The sequence below is a fragment of the Rhizobium moroccans genome, assembly GCF_057559155.1.
This window is the reverse complement of record NZ_JBHFJG010000024.1, coordinates 1-13,614: the sequence shown is the minus strand read 5'-3', so window position 1 is coordinate 13,614 and position 13,614 is coordinate 1. Positions and strand designations below refer to the sequence as shown.

Sequence of the window (13,614 nt, the reverse complement as noted above, 5' to 3'; positions counted from 1 at the left end):
GCGGGTGGGGGTGACCTGCGGCTGCATTCAAAGTTCACCCCACCCCGGCACTTCGTGCCGACCCTCCCCCTCAAGGGGAGGGTGAGAGACTGCCGTACCGCTCGCTAATTTGAAGGTTCGTTCATGCAGGCAGATTTCGTCATCATCGGTTCAGGGTCGGCGGGCTCCGCCATGGCCTATCGCCTGTCGGAAGACGGCAAGCATTCGGTGATCGTCATCGAGGCCGGCGGATCGGATTTCGGGCCGTTCATCCAGATGCCCGGCGCGCTTGCCTGGCCGATGAGCATGAAGCGCTACAACTGGGGTTATCTTTCCGAGCCCGAACCGAACCTCAACAACCGCCGCATCACCGCACCGCGCGGCAAGGTGATCGGCGGCTCGTCGTCCATCAACGGCCTCGTCTATGTCCGCGGCCATGCGGAGGACTATAACCGTTGGGAAAAACTCGGCGCGGTCGGCTGGGCCTATGCCGACGTGCTGCCCTACTTCAAGCGGATGGAGCATAGCCACGGCGGCGAGGAAGGCTGGCGCGGCACGGACGGACCGCTGCATGTGAGGCGCGGGCCGGTGAAGAACCCGCTCTTCCACGCCTTCATCCAGGCCGGCAGCCAAGCTGGTTTCGAGATGACCGAGGATTACAACGGCTCGAAGCAGGAAGGCTTCGGGCTGATGGAGCAGACCATCTATCACGGCCGGCGCTGGTCCGCCGCCAATGCCTATCTGAAACCGGCTTTGAAGCGACCGAACGTCGATCTCGTCTACGGCTTCGCCAACCGGATCGTCATCGAGAACGGCCGGGCCGTCGGCGTCGAGATCGAGCGGCGCGGGCGTCCCGAGGTCATCCGCGTCAACCGCGAGGTGATCGTTTCGGCCTCCGCATTCAACTCTCCGAAGCTCTTGATGCTTTCGGGCATTGGCCCGGCCGCGCATCTCAAGGACATGGGCATAGAGGTGAAGGCCGATCGGCCGGGTGTGGGCGCCAACCTGCAGGATCATATGGAATTCTACTTTCAGCAGGTCTCCACCAAGCCGGTCTCGCTCTATTCCTGGCTCCCCTGGTTCTGGCAGGGCGTGGCGGGCGCGCAATGGCTGCTTTCAAAGGGCGGGCTCGGCGCTTCCAACCAGTTCGAGGCCTGCGCCTTCCTGCGCTCCCAAGCCGGGCTGAAACAGCCGGACATCCAGTATCATTTCCTGCCGGTGGCGATTTCCTACGACGGCAAGGCCGCCGCGAAGAGCCACGGCTTCCAGGCGCATGTGGGCTATAACCTGTCGAAATCCCGCGGCTCTGTGACGTTGCGCTCGCCCGACCCGAAGGCCGATCCGGTGCTGCGTTTCAACTACATGAGCCATCCGGAGGACTGGGAGAAATTCCGCCATTGCGTGCGGCTGACCCGCGAGATCTTCAGCCAGAAGGCGTTCGATCAATATCGCGGGCCGGAAATCCAGCCGGGCGAAAAGGTGCAGTCGGACGAGGAGATCGATGCCTTCCTGCGCGAGCACCTGGAAAGCGCCTATCACCCCTGCGGCACCTGCCGCATGGGCCGCGCCGACGACCCACAAGCCGTGGTCGATCCCGAATGCCGGGTGATCGGGGTGGAGGGCTTGCGCGTCGCCGACAGTTCGATCTTCCCCCACGTGACCTACGGCAATCTCAACGGCCCCTCGATCATGACCGGCGAAAAGGCTTCCGACCACATTCTCGGCAGGCAGCCCCTACCCCGCAGCAACCAGGAGCCCTGGGTCAATCCAAGAGCGGCGGTGAGCGATCGGTGATCAGTGATGTAGCATGTAAGGAATGCGAATACCTGGGAGGTCGGCCGGAAAATCCCTGGTGTTTCGCGTAACGAGCAGCATGGAATGAACGTCAGCACTTGCCCAGATGATCGCATCCGGCAGCTTCACCTTGTATCGTTGACGAAGGAGTACGGCGCGCTCGGCAACGGCTTCATCGATGGTTATGATGTGAAAGCTGTCGAGAAAGTCACGGGTTGCCGATGCCACTTCGGGCTTGGCACCGATCAGTACCTCCATCCAAGTGATGATACTGATGCACCTGTGATCGTATCGTGCAAGTTCTTCGCGCGCTTCAGGAATGGCATTCAGATAATCGATAACGATATTCGTGTCGAAGAGGGCCTTCACCATTCACCACGAATCTCTTCCTGAAATTTCAGGCCGTCGATTCCGCCCTCTCCCCAGAGCCCGAAAGCCTCAGCTTGCTTTTCCTTGGCGTTTCGCCGGAGGTAATCGCGAACCGCCGCGCGAATAAGGGACGCGCGCGACACGTTTTCTTCCCTTGCCAGACGGTCGAGTGCCTCAAGATCAGCTTCACCAATATCAATCAACGTTCGCATTGATAGGACTCCGATACATGATATCGGCAATGTATATCATACTCCTTTCTGCACATCCAGCTTCACAAAAAACCGATCCATCGGCCCGCTATTACCGCGCTGATCCAGATGAGGATCGAAAGCGTGGCAGAGACGCGCAAAGCGGCTGTCGGTGCGCCGCCCACAAGCAATCCGCGCCAGGCGGCCCCGAAGTGGACGACCGCCACGTTCAAGATCCCGAGGGCAATGAGGCCGAGCTTCGCCAGAAAGGCCGGGTTCTGGGCGTATTCCGTCGGCCGCACGCTGAAGAGACAGAGGCCGGTGACGATGGCCAGAACCACGCCGGCGCCGGCAAGCCGCGAGAGATAGGGCGCGACCGCCTGCAGGACGGCCGCAGGCATCAGGCCGAGCAGAGCCAGATCGAGCGCCAGGATCGAGCCGAACAGCACGCCGATCGACAGGATATGCGCGGCATTGACCAATAGATAGGCGGTCGATGAGGCGATGAGCGCCCGGGCAAGCGGGGTTTCGGCAAGCGGAGCCAGCCACTCCATGGGGGCCGGCCTCAGTTCGTCTGGATGCGTTCGGGATACATGTCGAAATTCTTGCCGTTGACGGTGATGCGCACGGCCTTCATCAGCCTTTCGTTCTCATCCTTCGAACGATTGCCGAGAACGGTGATGCGGTCGCCCGCCTTGGCCGAACCTTCCTGGAAGCCTGAACGCTCGGTCTGGCGCGGATTGCCGAGATCGATCTGCCAGACGACGCCTTCCGAATCCACCCGCAGCGAGGGATGGGGCGGGGCGAAGGAAATAGACTGGATCGTGCCTTCCAGCGTGGTCTGCTCGCCTTCCGCCCAGGCCCAGCCATGGTGGGCGGCCGCGGTACCGGCAAGAACCGCGGCAACGGCGGCTCCGGCAAGGATGCTGGCGATCGATACGCGGGTCATGGCGGTTCTCCCTCTATCACGATGCAATGACGCCAAGATGTGGAGCGAAGCCGCCAAGACCATAGGCTTCACCTAATCTTGAAGACCTATTTGAAGAACACTTTCCAGCGTGTCGGACGGAAGCGCAGCTCGCTGCCGAGCGCCACCGGCGCATGCAGCGGCACTTCCACCTCGACGTGATAGGGCGCGTGCCCCTCGTTGGCGATGTCGATCTCGGCGATCCGCGTGCCGGCAAGGCGGCGGCAGGCGGTAACCTTGCCGAACAGCGCATCCGGAGCGTCGACCAGCACCACATCCTCCGGTCGGAAGAAGAGATCGCCCTCCCCTTCCTGGGATTCCAGAATGCCGACCGGCTGGCCCTGGAACAGTACGGTCCCGGACTTGACCTCGATGGGAAGCTGCGAGGATTCGCCGATAAAGGAGAAGACGAAGGGCGAACCCGGCCGGTCGTAGACATCGTCGGCCGAGCCCACCTGCTCTATTTTGCCCTGGCTCATGACCACGACGCGGTCGGCAAGCTCCAGCGCCTCCTCCTGATCGTGGGTCACGAAGACGGTGGTATGGCCGGTGCGGTCGTGGAATTCGCGAAGCCAGCGGCGCAGCTCCTTGCGCACCTTGGCGTCCAGAGCGCCGAAGGGCTCGTCGAGCAGCAGGATGCGCGGCTCGATCGCCATGGCGCGGGCGAGCGCCACGCGCTGGCGCTGGCCGCCCGAAAGCTGGTTCGGATAGCGCTTCTCCAGACCGGAAAGCTGCACCATCTCCAGCAGTTCGGAGACGCGGCGGCGGATTTCCGTCCTGGCCGGACGATTGCCCGAAGGCCGCACCTTCAGCCCGAAGCCGATATTTTCCGCAACCGTCATGTGGCGGAAGAGCGCGTAGTGCTGGAAAACGAACCCGACATTGCGCTCCTGCACCGTGCGATGGGAGGCGTCCTCCTCGCCGAAGAAGATCTGGCCGGCGGTCGGAAAATCAAGGCCGGCGATCAGGCGCAGAAGCGTCGTCTTGCCCGATCCCGAGGGGCCGAGCAGCGCGATCAGCTCGCCCGAGGCGATCTTCAGCGACACGTCGTTCAGCGCCGGAAAACGTTCGAATTCCTTGCGGATATTGCTGATGGTAACTTCCATCGAGACTTACACCTTTCAATGCCTGCCGCCGGCATTGCCGGCACCGAACCGAAGTTCGAGAAGAGTTTTGAGAGCGAGGGTGACCAGCGCAAGCAGCGCAAGCAGCGAGGCCACCGCGAAAGCCGCAACGAAGCTGTACTCATTATAGAGTATCTCCACATGCAGCGGCATGGTGTTGGTGAGGCCGCGGATATGGCCGGAGACGACCGATACGGCGCCGAATTCGCCCATGGCGCGGGCGTTGCAGAGCAGCACGCCGTAAAGCAGGCCCCACTTGATGTTCGGCAGCGTCACGTACCGGAAGGTCTGCCAGCCGGAAGCGCCGAGCGAGAGCGCCGCCTCCTCGTCTCCGGTGCCCTGATCCTCCATGAGCGGAATGAGCTCGCGCGCCACGAAGGGGAAAGTGACGAAGACGGTGGCGAGCACGATGCCCGGCACGGCGAACAGGATCTCGATGCCGTGGCTCTTCAGCCAGGGACCGAGCACGCTCTGGGAGCCGAACAGCAGCACATAGACGAGGCCGGAAATGACCGGCGAGACCGAGAACGGCAGGTCGATCAGCGTGATGAGGAAGGACTTGCCCTTGAACTCGAACTTGGCGATCGCCCAGGAGGCGGCAAGGCCGAAGACGAGGTTGAGCGGCACGGCGATCGCCGCAACGAGCAGCGTCAGGCGGATCGCCGAAACGGCGTCCGGCTCGACCAGCGCCGCAACATATTCCTCCCAGCCGTTGCGGAAGGCTTCCACGAAGACCGCGACCAGCGGCAGGAAGAGAAAGAAGGCGAGGAACAGCAACCCGACCAGGATCAGCGCCAGCTTGGCGAGCGGGCGCTCGTCGGCGGGGCTGCGAAACGCGGATGGCTTGCCGAGATAGGCTTCGGCGGAGCGGACGTCTTCAACCATGACCATACCTCCTGCGGCTCCAGGCCTGAACCAGATTGATGAAGAAGAGCATCGCGAATGAGATCAGCAGCATGATCGTGGCGACGGCGGTCGCGCCGGCATAGTTGAACTCCTCCAGCCGGATGACGATGAGGAGCGGCGCGATCTCCGAAACGTAAGGGATATTGCCGGCGATGAAGATCACCGAGCCGTATTCCCCGACCCCACGGGCGAAGGCGAGCGCGAAACCGGTCAGGATCGCCGGGGTGAGCCCCGGCAGGATGACCTTGAAGACGGTCTGGAAACGGTTGGCGCCAAGCGTGGCAGCCGCCTCTTCCACTTCCCGGTCGATCTCTTCCATTACCGGCTGGACGGTGCGCACCACGAAGGGCAGGCCGATGAAGATGAGGGCCACGACGATCCCGAGCGGCGTGAAGGCGATCCTCAGGCCGAAGGGCATGAAGAGCGAGCCGATCCAGCCGTTCGGCGCATAGAGGGCGGCGAGCGCTATGCCGGCCACCGCCGTCGGCAGCGCGAAGGGCAGGTCGACCATGGCATCGATCAGCCGGCGGCCGGGAAAATCATAGCGGGTGAGGACCCAGGCCACGATGACGCCGAAGACGACATTGACGAGCGCCGCCACGAAGGCCGTTCCGAAGGATATATAAAGTGCATCCTGCGTGCGGCGGTCGGCCAGGACCGCGAGAAAGCCTTCCCAGCCGAGCCCGGCGGTGCGCCAAAGCAGGCCGGCGATGGGAATGAGAATGATCAGCGACAGGTAGGCGAGCGAAAAGCCGAGCGTCACCCCGAAACCCGGGATGATGCTCGGCCGTTTCAATCGCCACCGCACCGGATGGGCGGCAGCGGTATCGGTCATATGGACATCTCTATCAGTTAGCGGGCTTGTAGATCTGGTCGAAAATGCCGCCATCGCCGAAATGCTCGGGCTGCGCCTTCTTCCAACCGCCGAAGATCGGATCGTCGATGGTGACGAGCTTGACGTTCGGCAGAGCCTTCAGGAGCTCACCATCGACCACTTCCGGCTTGGACGGGCGATAGAAGTGCTTGGCCGCGATATTCTGGCCCTCGTCCGAATAGAGATACTGGAGATAGGCCTCGGCGACCTTGCGGGTACCCTTGGCGTCCACATTGGCATCCACGACCGCGACCGGCGGCTCCGCGAGGATGGAGATCGGCGGCACGACGATATCGAACGCATCCTTGCCGAATTCCTCGCCGGCGAGATAGGCCTCGTTTTCCCAGGCGAGCAGCACGTCGCCGATCTGGCGCTGGGCGAAGGTGACGGTCGAGCCGCGGGCGCCGCTGTCGAGCACCGGAGCGCGCTTGAAGAGCTCGGTGATATAGGCCTTGATCTTGTCCTGATCGCCCTTGTACTCCTCGTTCGCCCAGGCCCAGGCGGCGAGATAGTTCCAGCGGGCGCCTCCCGAGGTCTTCGGGTTCGGCGTGACGATCTGCACGTCGTCCTTCACCAGGTCGCCCCAGTTATGGATCCCCTTCGGGTTGCCCTTGCGGACGAGGAAGACGATTGTGGACGTATAGGGCGAGGAATTATTCGGCAGGCGAGAGCGCCAGTCGGCATTGATCTTGCCGCCGTTCTCCGCGATGGCGTTGATATCGCTTTCCAGCGCCAGCGTCACGACATCGGCTTCCAGGCCGTCGATGACGGAGCGAGCCTGCTTGCCGGAGCCGCCGTGGGACTGCTGGACGGTGACGTCCTCGCCTGTCTCCGCCTTCCAATGCGCGGCGAAGGCCGCGTTGAACTCCTTGTAGAGCTCTCGGGTCGGATCATAGGAGACGTTGAGGAGCTGTGACTGGGCATAGGCCGGTGTGAAAATCCCGACCGTCAGCGACAGGCCGAGTGCGATCGCGCCCAATCCGTTCATGAATTTGAACATGGCGGTTCCCTCCATTGGTTACTGCCTAAAGACTATCGGGTTAGTCGAGTTGGTCAATTCGCCAGCGAGAGAAGGCAAAACTGTTTCCCTTCGGCGGGTCCGTGCAGCAATGAAACGGTCGGCGGCGGACAGCCCGGCAGAATGACAGCGTCGGGATAACCCGTCCCGGCGAAAACACAATCCCGCCACAATTGACGATCCGACAGGCAAAATCGCCCTGCCTCATCATTACGACAGCGGAAACCGTAGTCATGAAACGGTTGCAGGAGGAAATCGATAATACCATATGCAAGTTGCTGCAGATACGATGGAGGACGATCTTGGCCAGCATCCGCAACACCGCCGAACACCAGCGAGAGGTCTACAAGCGATGGGCCCCGATCTATGACCGCGTCTACCGGCGCTTTCTCCGCGACGCACACCGGACGGTTGCCACGCTCGCATCGGCGGCGGGACAAGATATCCTCGAAGTGGGCGTCGGCACCGGTCTCGTGCTGCCGCACTATTCCAAACAAAGCCGCGTCACCGGCATCGATCTTTCCGAAGACATGATCGCCAAGGCGCGGGAGAAGGTCTCCCGCGACGGGCTGGCCCATGTCCAGGCGCTGCGTGTGATGAACGCGCATCGGCTCGATTTCCCGGATCATTCCTTCGACGCCGTCTGCCTGCCCTTCGTCATCACGCTCATTCCCGAGCCCGAGCGAACGCTCGACGAATGCGCCCGCGTGCTGCGGCCGGGCGGCGAGATCATCATCGCCAGCAAGCTCGGCCACGGGCGCGGCGTGCAGGGCGCGATCGAGGAGATGGTCGCGCCGCTCGTCCACCGGGTCGGCTGGAGTTCATCCTTCCGCATTGCGCGGATTGCGGGCTGGGCGGAACGGCGCGGCGATTTCGAGGTGCTGGAAATCCGCCCGGTATTTCCAAATGGCTTCTTCAAGGTGATGCGGCTGAAGCAGCGGCAGGCTGCACTGGCCTGATGCGGCGACGACGACACTCTGTCTAGCCCCTCCGGGGCCGAACGGAATGTCGTGTATCACGCCGTCAGGAGCTCACGGGCGGGCGCCTGCGTCTCGCCCGACGTGCCCTCGATGGCATCGGCGATCGTGGTCTTGAACAGCACCTCGCGCGTGGCATCCGCGACGCGGGCGAACACATGGCGGATTTCACACAGATGCTCACCGTCGCAATCCTCGCACCGGCGATAGGCGGTCTGGCTGAGACAAGGCAACGGCGCGATCGGGCCGTCGACCAGGCGCAGGACCTCGCCGAAGGTGATGCGATCGGCGGGCTTCAAGAGAAGATAGCCGCCCTGCTTGCCGCGCCGGCTGGCAACGATGCCCGAGCGCTTGAGGTCGAGCAGTATCTGTTCGAGGAATTTTTTCGGGATGCTCTGCTGAACCGCGATCTGGGAGATCAGCATAGGCTCGTCCGGATCTGCCTGCGCAAGAGCGGCGAGCGCTCTCAGCGCGTATTTCGCTTTCTGGGATATCATCACGCAACCATTGGACCATCACGCCGCCGCAGGATGGACGCCCCCGGCGACGTGCAACTTCTCGTTTTCCCGTCGCGTCCGGCGGCGCCGAAGAGGCGCGCCAGGGCGAACAACATCATCCTAACGCACAAATCTTTCCGAAATCATGGCGATTGCGGAAATTCGTGCGAGCATCCTCGGGCAGGCTGTAAGGGCTTGCGGGGGGTGCCGGTCCGCCGAAATCGGCGTCTCCAGCGGACATGATCCGGACTTACCGCAAATTGCAGAAAATTACAAACGGATGCGGGCCTCCGGAACCTGAAAATCGAGCATTTTCACGCGAAGCGGCAGCTTTTCTGCCAGGTCGCGGCTTTGGAGAGATATTTGCTCCTCATCTCCATGACATGAAACGGGTTTTTCTGTCTTTCGCGGCGCGGAACCGGATAATCAAGACATCGCTCACGGAACGAGACCCATGACGCTTCACGATGCAGCACGCCAGGACGGACCGGTCCTGGCAACGTCGCTCGACGCCAAACTCGAAAAGCTCGACCTGGCCGGCCGGCTGGCGCTTGCCGCCGAACTCGGCAACGCGGTCTTCACCACCTCGCTCGGTATCGAGGACCAGGTGATCACCGCCGCGATCGGGACGCATCGCCTGCCGATCGAAGTCTCGACGCTGGAAACCGGCCGCCTGTTCAAGGAGACCGTCGACCTGATCGGCGAGACGGAGGAACGCTACGACATCACGATCCGCTGCTTCACGCCCGAACAGGACGATGTGGACGCCTATGTTGCGCAATACGGCATGAACGGCTTCTACGACAGCGTCGAAGCGCGCCATGCCTGCTGTCACGTGCGCAAGCTGAAGCCGCTCGCAAAAGCGCTTTCAGGCGCGGAGGTGTGGATCACCGGACTTCGCCGCGGCCAGTCCGGCAACCGAGCCTCGACGCCGTTTGCCGAGTATGACGCAGAGCGCAACCTCATCAAGATCAATCCGCTCGCGGACTGGGACATCGAGATGATCCGCGCCCATGTGGCGAGCGAGGCGATCCCCGTCAATCCGCTGCACGCGCGCGGCTATCCCTCGATCGGCTGCGAACCCTGTACCCGCGCCATCAAACCCGGCGAGCCGGAACGCGCCGGCCGCTGGTGGTGGGAGAACGACGAGAAGCGCGAGTGCGGCCTGCATGTGCATGAGGCCGAGGCAAGCGCCATTCCGCATGCCGGCTCGATCACCCGATAACCCTTTGTGTTTGTTATAGACTGCCCGGAGACCGAAATGCCCCTGTCGTCAGTACAGGAGACGGAAATCAAGAACCCGCCCGTTTCCAAACCGCCTCTCGATCCGCATCTGAAAGCCCTCGAAAACGAAGCCATCCACATCTTCCGGGAAGTCGCGGCCGAATTCGAACGGCCGGTGATGCTCTATTCCATCGGGAAGGATTCATCGGTGCTCCTGCACCTTGCCCGCAAGGCCTTCTATCCCGGCCGCGTGCCCTTCCCGCTTCTCCACGTGGATACGACGTGGAAGTTCCGCGAGATGATCGAGTTCCGCGACGAGATCGCGCAGAAATACGACCTCGACCTCGTGGCGCACACCAATCCGCGCGGCAAGGCGGAGGGTATCACGCCCTTCACCCATGGATCGGCATTCTATACCGACATCATGAAGACCGAGGCGCTGCGCCAGGCGCTCGACGCCGGGCAATACGACGCGGCCTTCGGCGGCGCGCGGCGCGACGAGGAGGCCTCCCGCGCCAAGGAACGCATCTATTCCTTCCGCACGCCGGACCACAAATGGGACCCGCGCAACCAGCGCCCGGAACTCTGGAACGTCTATAACGGCATGATCCGCAAGGGCGAGAGCGTTCGCGCCTTCCCGCTCTCCAACTGGACCGAGGTCGATATCTGGCGCTATATCCAGGCCGAGGACATCCCGATCGTGCCGCTCTATTTCGCCGCCGAGCGCCCCTATGTGGAGCGCGATGGAATGATGATCCTCGCCGAGGACCCTCGCCTGGAGCTGCAACCGGGCGAGACCATCCAGCACGGCATGATCCGCTTCCGCACGCTCGGCTGCTTCCCGCTGACCGGCGCGATCCGCTCGACCGCTTCCAATCTCGAAGAGGTAATCGCCGAGCTTGAAATCGCCACCGTCTCCGAACGTCAGGGCCGCGCGATCGACCGCGACCAGTCCGGCTCGATGGAGAAGAAGAAACGCGAAGGATATTTCTGAGATGACGGCAACCGCAACCTCCGCATCCGCTGGCACATCCTCTGGCGCCACCATCCTGCCCTTCGCCGAGCCCGTCAAGGCCGGGCGCGACACGCGGCCGCTGCGCCTCATCACCTGCGGCAGCGTGGACGACGGCAAATCCACCCTCATCGGCCGGCTGCTGTGGGATACCAAGGCGGTGAAGGAAGATCAGGCGGCCACGCTGCACAGGGATTCCGGCCAGCAGAACGATCTCGGCCTGCCGGATTTCGCCCTGCTGCTCGACGGCCTGCAGGCCGAGCGCGAACAGGGCATCACCATCGATGTCGCCTATCGCTACTTCTCGACCGACCGGCGCTCCTTCATCGTCGCCGATACGCCCGGCCACGAGCAATATACCCGCAACATGGCCACCGGCGCCTCGACCGCCGATCTGGCCGTGCTGCTCGCCGATGCACGCGCCGGTCTGCTCGAACAAACGCGCCGGCACGCGACGATCGCGGCGCTGATGGGCATCCGCCAGTTCGTGCTGGCGGTCAACAAGATCGACCTCGTGAACTACGACAAGGCGATCTTCGAAAAGATCTCCCACGATTTCCGCGAGTTCGCCCTGTCGCTCGGGGTTCGCCAGATCACCGCGATCCCGATGTCGGCATTGAAGGGCGAGAGCGTCGTCTATTCCGCCGGGGCGACCATGCCCTGGTACGAAGGTCCGACGCTGATCGAGACGCTGGAGCTTGCGACCGTGCGCTCCGCCCAGGCCGGCGGCTTCCGCCTGCCGGTGCAGCGCGTCTCGCGTCCGGGCGAAAGCTTCCGCGGCTATCAGGGAACCGTGGCCGGCGGCTCGGTGAAGCCCGGCGACAGCGTCATGATCCTGCCCTCCGGAACGGTTGCGAACGTCAAGCAGATCGTGACCTTCGATCTGGTGCGCAATGCCGCCGTCGCGGGTGATGCGATCACGCTCGTTCTCGACCGGCAGGTGGATGTTTCGCGCGGCGACGTGATCGTCTCGCTTGACGGCCAGCCGATGACGGGCTTTCATTTCGAGGCGCAGCTCGTTTCGCTGCAGCCCGGCGGCATCGAGCCCGGCAAGCGCTACTGGCTGAAGAGCGGGTCGCGCCGCCAGCGCGTCTCCGTAGAACCCGTCTCGCAGCTGGAACTTTCCACCGGCAAATGGCAGCCGCACGCTTCGACGCTTTCGATGAACGCGATCGGCAAGGTGCGGCTCTCCTTCGAGGAACAGGCGGTCTTCGACACCTATGAGCAGAACCGCGCCACCGGCGCCTTCATCCTGATCGACCCCGACACCAACAATACGGTGGCGGGCGGCATGATCACCGCCAAGCGCGGCGAACTCGGGGGCATCCACCGCGACGGCCAGCGGGTGCTAATGTCGCTGCCGGCGGACCTCGCCGAGCTGATCATGTCAAGCGAGCTCTTCGCCAAGCGCCGTGACGAGACCGAGATCAAGCGCATGACGGCAAGCCAGGCGGCGGAAATCTTTTCCAACGCCGCCAGCGATATCTAGGCCACCACCCTCATCACCATGCCGGACACGGCTCCTCCCCTGGGAGGAGCCGCAAGATTGTTGGTAAACGGCACTAACTTCTCTTTCGTCATGCTCAGGCCTGTCCCGAGCATCTGACCGCGTCCGCTGTATTGAAATTACTTGAGCATCATTGGCGGCTTGGCGAGAGGCGAGCAGATCCTCGGCACAAGGCCGAGGATGACATCGTGTATGCAGAGAGATCGTCAAACAAGCTTGCGCCTCCGCCGGAGCCGCCAATTATATTCACGACTAAGTCAGCGTTATATCCCATGAAATATATCACTGGCTTTTCCTCCCTCCTCGATATATCCAAATGGATATTTCGATAAATCGAGGAGAGGACAATGTTTTTTAGTCGCCGCTTTAGTCTCAGGCTCGCCTTGGCCATCACGGCGGGCTTTCTGACCGCATCGCTCAGCACGCCGACCCAAGCCCAGGAAAAGGTCACCGTCTTTGCCGCCGCCAGCATGAAGAACGCGCTCGACGCCTGCAATGCCGCCTGGACGGCCGAAACCTCCAAGGAAACGGTGGTTTCCTACGCGGCAAGCTCGGCGCTCGCCAAACAGATCGAATCGGGAGCGCCCGCCGACATCTTCATCTCCGCCGACCTCGACTGGATGAAATATCTCGCCGACAAGAATCTCGTGAAAACCGACACGCAAACCAAACTGCTCGGCAACCGCATCGTGCTGGTGGCCCCGCGGGAAGGCGCACAGCCCGTCGAGATCGGCCAGGGCTTCGACCTTTCCGCTCTCCTCGGCGACGGCAAGCTCGCCATGGGCGCGCCGGATTCCGTGCCCGCCGGCAAATACGGCAAGGCCGCGCTCGAAAAACTCGGCGCATGGTCCGCCGTTGAAGGCAAGGTCGCCGGCGCCGAGAGCGTGCGCGCAGCCCTTGCGCTCGTTTCGCGCGGGGAAGTGCCCTACGGCATCGTCTACCAGACGGACGCGGCCGCCGATCCCGGTGTGGCCATCGTCGGCACCTTCCCCGAGAATACGCATCCGCCGATCATCTATCCGATCGCCGTCCTCACGGAATCGAAGGCCCCGGATGCGGCCGCCTATCTCGACTATCTGAAATCGGACAAGGCCGCGCCCTTCTTCGAGAAGGAAGGATTTACGGTGTTGAAGTAGGGTGATGGAGTTCACCCTCCCCTTGAGGGGGAGGGTCGG

The 13,614-nt window shown here is 62.7% G+C and carries 15 protein-coding genes; 6 read left to right on the top strand and 9 right to left on the bottom strand.

Annotated features, from left to right (window positions below):
- Positions 1 to 123: 123 nt before the first annotated feature.
- Positions 124 to 1,773 carry a choline dehydrogenase gene (betA, locus tag ACE04I_RS13705; protein WP_046795833.1) on the top strand — a complete coding sequence of 550 codons (1,650 nt, stop codon included), beginning with the start codon at positions 124 to 126 and terminating at the stop codon, positions 1,771 to 1,773.
- Here the strand turns inward: betA and ACE04I_RS13700 are convergent, their stop codons facing one another.
- From ACE04I_RS13700 to ACE04I_RS13665, 8 genes are all read right to left on the bottom strand, one after another.
- A complete protein-coding gene (locus ACE04I_RS13700) occupies positions 1,774 to 2,145 on the bottom strand; it encodes a type II toxin-antitoxin system VapC family toxin (RefSeq protein ID WP_046795834.1) in 372 nt (123 codons plus the stop codon).
- Positions 2,139 to 2,354, bottom strand: coding sequence for a ribbon-helix-helix domain-containing protein (locus tag ACE04I_RS13695; RefSeq protein WP_046795835.1), 216 nt, complete (start codon positions 2,352 to 2,354; stop codon positions 2,139 to 2,141). The genes ACE04I_RS13700 and ACE04I_RS13695 overlap by 7 nt, the downstream gene beginning before the upstream one ends.
- A 62-nt stretch (positions 2,355 to 2,416) precedes the next feature.
- On the bottom strand, positions 2,417 to 2,887 hold the full coding sequence (locus tag ACE04I_RS13690) for a DUF6644 family protein (protein ID WP_046795836.1): 471 nt from the start codon (positions 2,885 to 2,887) through the stop codon (positions 2,417 to 2,419).
- Between the two features lie 11 nt (positions 2,888 to 2,898).
- Positions 2,899 to 3,282 carry a DUF6152 family protein gene (locus ACE04I_RS13685; RefSeq protein WP_046795837.1) on the bottom strand — a complete coding sequence of 128 codons (384 nt, stop codon included), beginning with the start codon at positions 3,280 to 3,282 and terminating at the stop codon, positions 2,899 to 2,901.
- Between the two features lie 86 nt (positions 3,283 to 3,368).
- Entirely contained in the window at positions 3,369 to 4,406 is a 1,038-nt protein-coding gene (locus ACE04I_RS13680; protein WP_046795838.1) for a sulfate/molybdate ABC transporter ATP-binding protein, read from the bottom strand.
- 15 nt (positions 4,407 to 4,421) lie between these two features.
- A complete protein-coding gene (gene cysW / locus ACE04I_RS13675) occupies positions 4,422 to 5,309 on the bottom strand; it encodes a sulfate ABC transporter permease subunit CysW (protein WP_156176978.1) in 888 nt (295 codons plus the stop codon).
- The gene (gene cysT / locus ACE04I_RS13670) at positions 5,302 to 6,165 is read right to left on the bottom strand and encodes a sulfate ABC transporter permease subunit CysT (RefSeq protein ID WP_046795840.1); all 864 of its coding nucleotides are present in this window, start codon (positions 6,163 to 6,165) and stop codon (positions 5,302 to 5,304) included. Before cysT ends, cysW begins: the two co-directional genes overlap by 8 nt.
- Positions 6,166 to 6,178: 13 nt before the next feature.
- A complete protein-coding gene (locus tag ACE04I_RS13665; protein ID WP_046795841.1) occupies positions 6,179 to 7,204 on the bottom strand; it encodes a sulfate ABC transporter substrate-binding protein in 1,026 nt (341 codons plus the stop codon).
- Positions 7,205 to 7,524: 320 nt separating this feature from the next.
- Between ACE04I_RS13665 and ACE04I_RS13660 the strand changes: the two genes are divergently transcribed.
- Positions 7,525 to 8,181 (top strand): class I SAM-dependent methyltransferase, encoded by a 657-nt coding sequence (locus ACE04I_RS13660; protein WP_046796060.1) that lies wholly within the window; start codon positions 7,525 to 7,527, stop codon positions 8,179 to 8,181.
- A gap of 56 nt (positions 8,182 to 8,237) precedes the next feature.
- Here the strand turns inward: ACE04I_RS13660 and ACE04I_RS13655 are convergent, their stop codons facing one another.
- Entirely contained in the window at positions 8,238 to 8,696 is a 459-nt protein-coding gene (locus ACE04I_RS13655; RefSeq protein WP_046795842.1) for an RrF2 family transcriptional regulator, read from the bottom strand.
- A 454-nt stretch (positions 8,697 to 9,150) separates the two neighbouring features.
- Here ACE04I_RS13655 and ACE04I_RS13650 point away from each other — a divergent pair, with 454 nt between their 5' ends.
- From ACE04I_RS13650 to modA, 4 genes are all read left to right on the top strand, one after another.
- Positions 9,151 to 9,921 (top strand): phosphoadenylyl-sulfate reductase, encoded by a 771-nt coding sequence (locus ACE04I_RS13650; protein ID WP_046795843.1) that lies wholly within the window; start codon positions 9,151 to 9,153, stop codon positions 9,919 to 9,921.
- A 36-nt stretch (positions 9,922 to 9,957) separates the two neighbouring features.
- Complete coding sequence (gene cysD, locus ACE04I_RS13645; protein WP_046795844.1) at positions 9,958 to 10,914, top strand: sulfate adenylyltransferase subunit CysD; 957 nt, start codon at positions 9,958 to 9,960, stop codon at positions 10,912 to 10,914.
- A gap of 1 nt (position 10,915) precedes the next feature.
- Positions 10,916 to 12,421, top strand: a complete 1,506-nt coding sequence (cysN, locus tag ACE04I_RS13640; protein ID WP_046795845.1) for a sulfate adenylyltransferase subunit CysN — start codon at positions 10,916 to 10,918, stop codon at positions 12,419 to 12,421.
- Between the two features lie 365 nt (positions 12,422 to 12,786).
- Positions 12,787 to 13,575, top strand: coding sequence for a molybdate ABC transporter substrate-binding protein (gene modA / locus ACE04I_RS13635; RefSeq protein ID WP_046795846.1), 789 nt, complete (start codon positions 12,787 to 12,789; stop codon positions 13,573 to 13,575).
- The last annotated feature ends 39 nt before the right edge of the window (positions 13,576 to 13,614 follow it).

Coding starts and splice junctions, on each gene's coding strand:
- ACE04I_RS13665 (WP_046795841.1), bottom strand. CDS start 7,204: ATGTTCAAATTCATGAACGGATTGGGCGCGATCGCACTCGGCCTGTCG.
- ACE04I_RS13655 (WP_046795842.1), bottom strand. CDS start 8,696: ATGATATCCCAGAAAGCGAAATACGCGCTGAGAGCGCTCGCCGCTCTT.
- ACE04I_RS13700 (WP_046795834.1), bottom strand. CDS start 2,145: ATGGTGAAGGCCCTCTTCGACACGAATATCGTTATCGATTATCTGAAT.
- modA (WP_046795846.1), top strand. CDS start 12,787: ATGTTTTTTAGTCGCCGCTTTAGTCTCAGGCTCGCCTTGGCCATCACG.
- betA (WP_046795833.1), top strand. CDS start 124: ATGCAGGCAGATTTCGTCATCATCGGTTCAGGGTCGGCGGGCTCCGCC.
- cysW (WP_156176978.1), bottom strand. CDS start 5,309: ATGGTTGAAGACGTCCGCTCCGCCGAAGCCTATCTCGGCAAGCCATCC.
- ACE04I_RS13680 (WP_046795838.1), bottom strand. CDS start 4,406: ATGGAAGTTACCATCAGCAATATCCGCAAGGAATTCGAACGTTTTCCG.
- ACE04I_RS13695 (WP_046795835.1), bottom strand. CDS start 2,354: ATGCGAACGTTGATTGATATTGGTGAAGCTGATCTTGAGGCACTCGAC.
- cysD (WP_046795844.1), top strand. CDS start 9,958: ATGCCCCTGTCGTCAGTACAGGAGACGGAAATCAAGAACCCGCCCGTT.
- ACE04I_RS13690 (WP_046795836.1), bottom strand. CDS start 2,887: ATGGAGTGGCTGGCTCCGCTTGCCGAAACCCCGCTTGCCCGGGCGCTC.
- cysT (WP_046795840.1), bottom strand. CDS start 6,165: ATGACCGATACCGCTGCCGCCCATCCGGTGCGGTGGCGATTGAAACGG.
- ACE04I_RS13650 (WP_046795843.1), top strand. CDS start 9,151: ATGACGCTTCACGATGCAGCACGCCAGGACGGACCGGTCCTGGCAACG.
- ACE04I_RS13685 (WP_046795837.1), bottom strand. CDS start 3,282: ATGACCCGCGTATCGATCGCCAGCATCCTTGCCGGAGCCGCCGTTGCC.
- cysN (WP_046795845.1), top strand. CDS start 10,916: ATGACGGCAACCGCAACCTCCGCATCCGCTGGCACATCCTCTGGCGCC.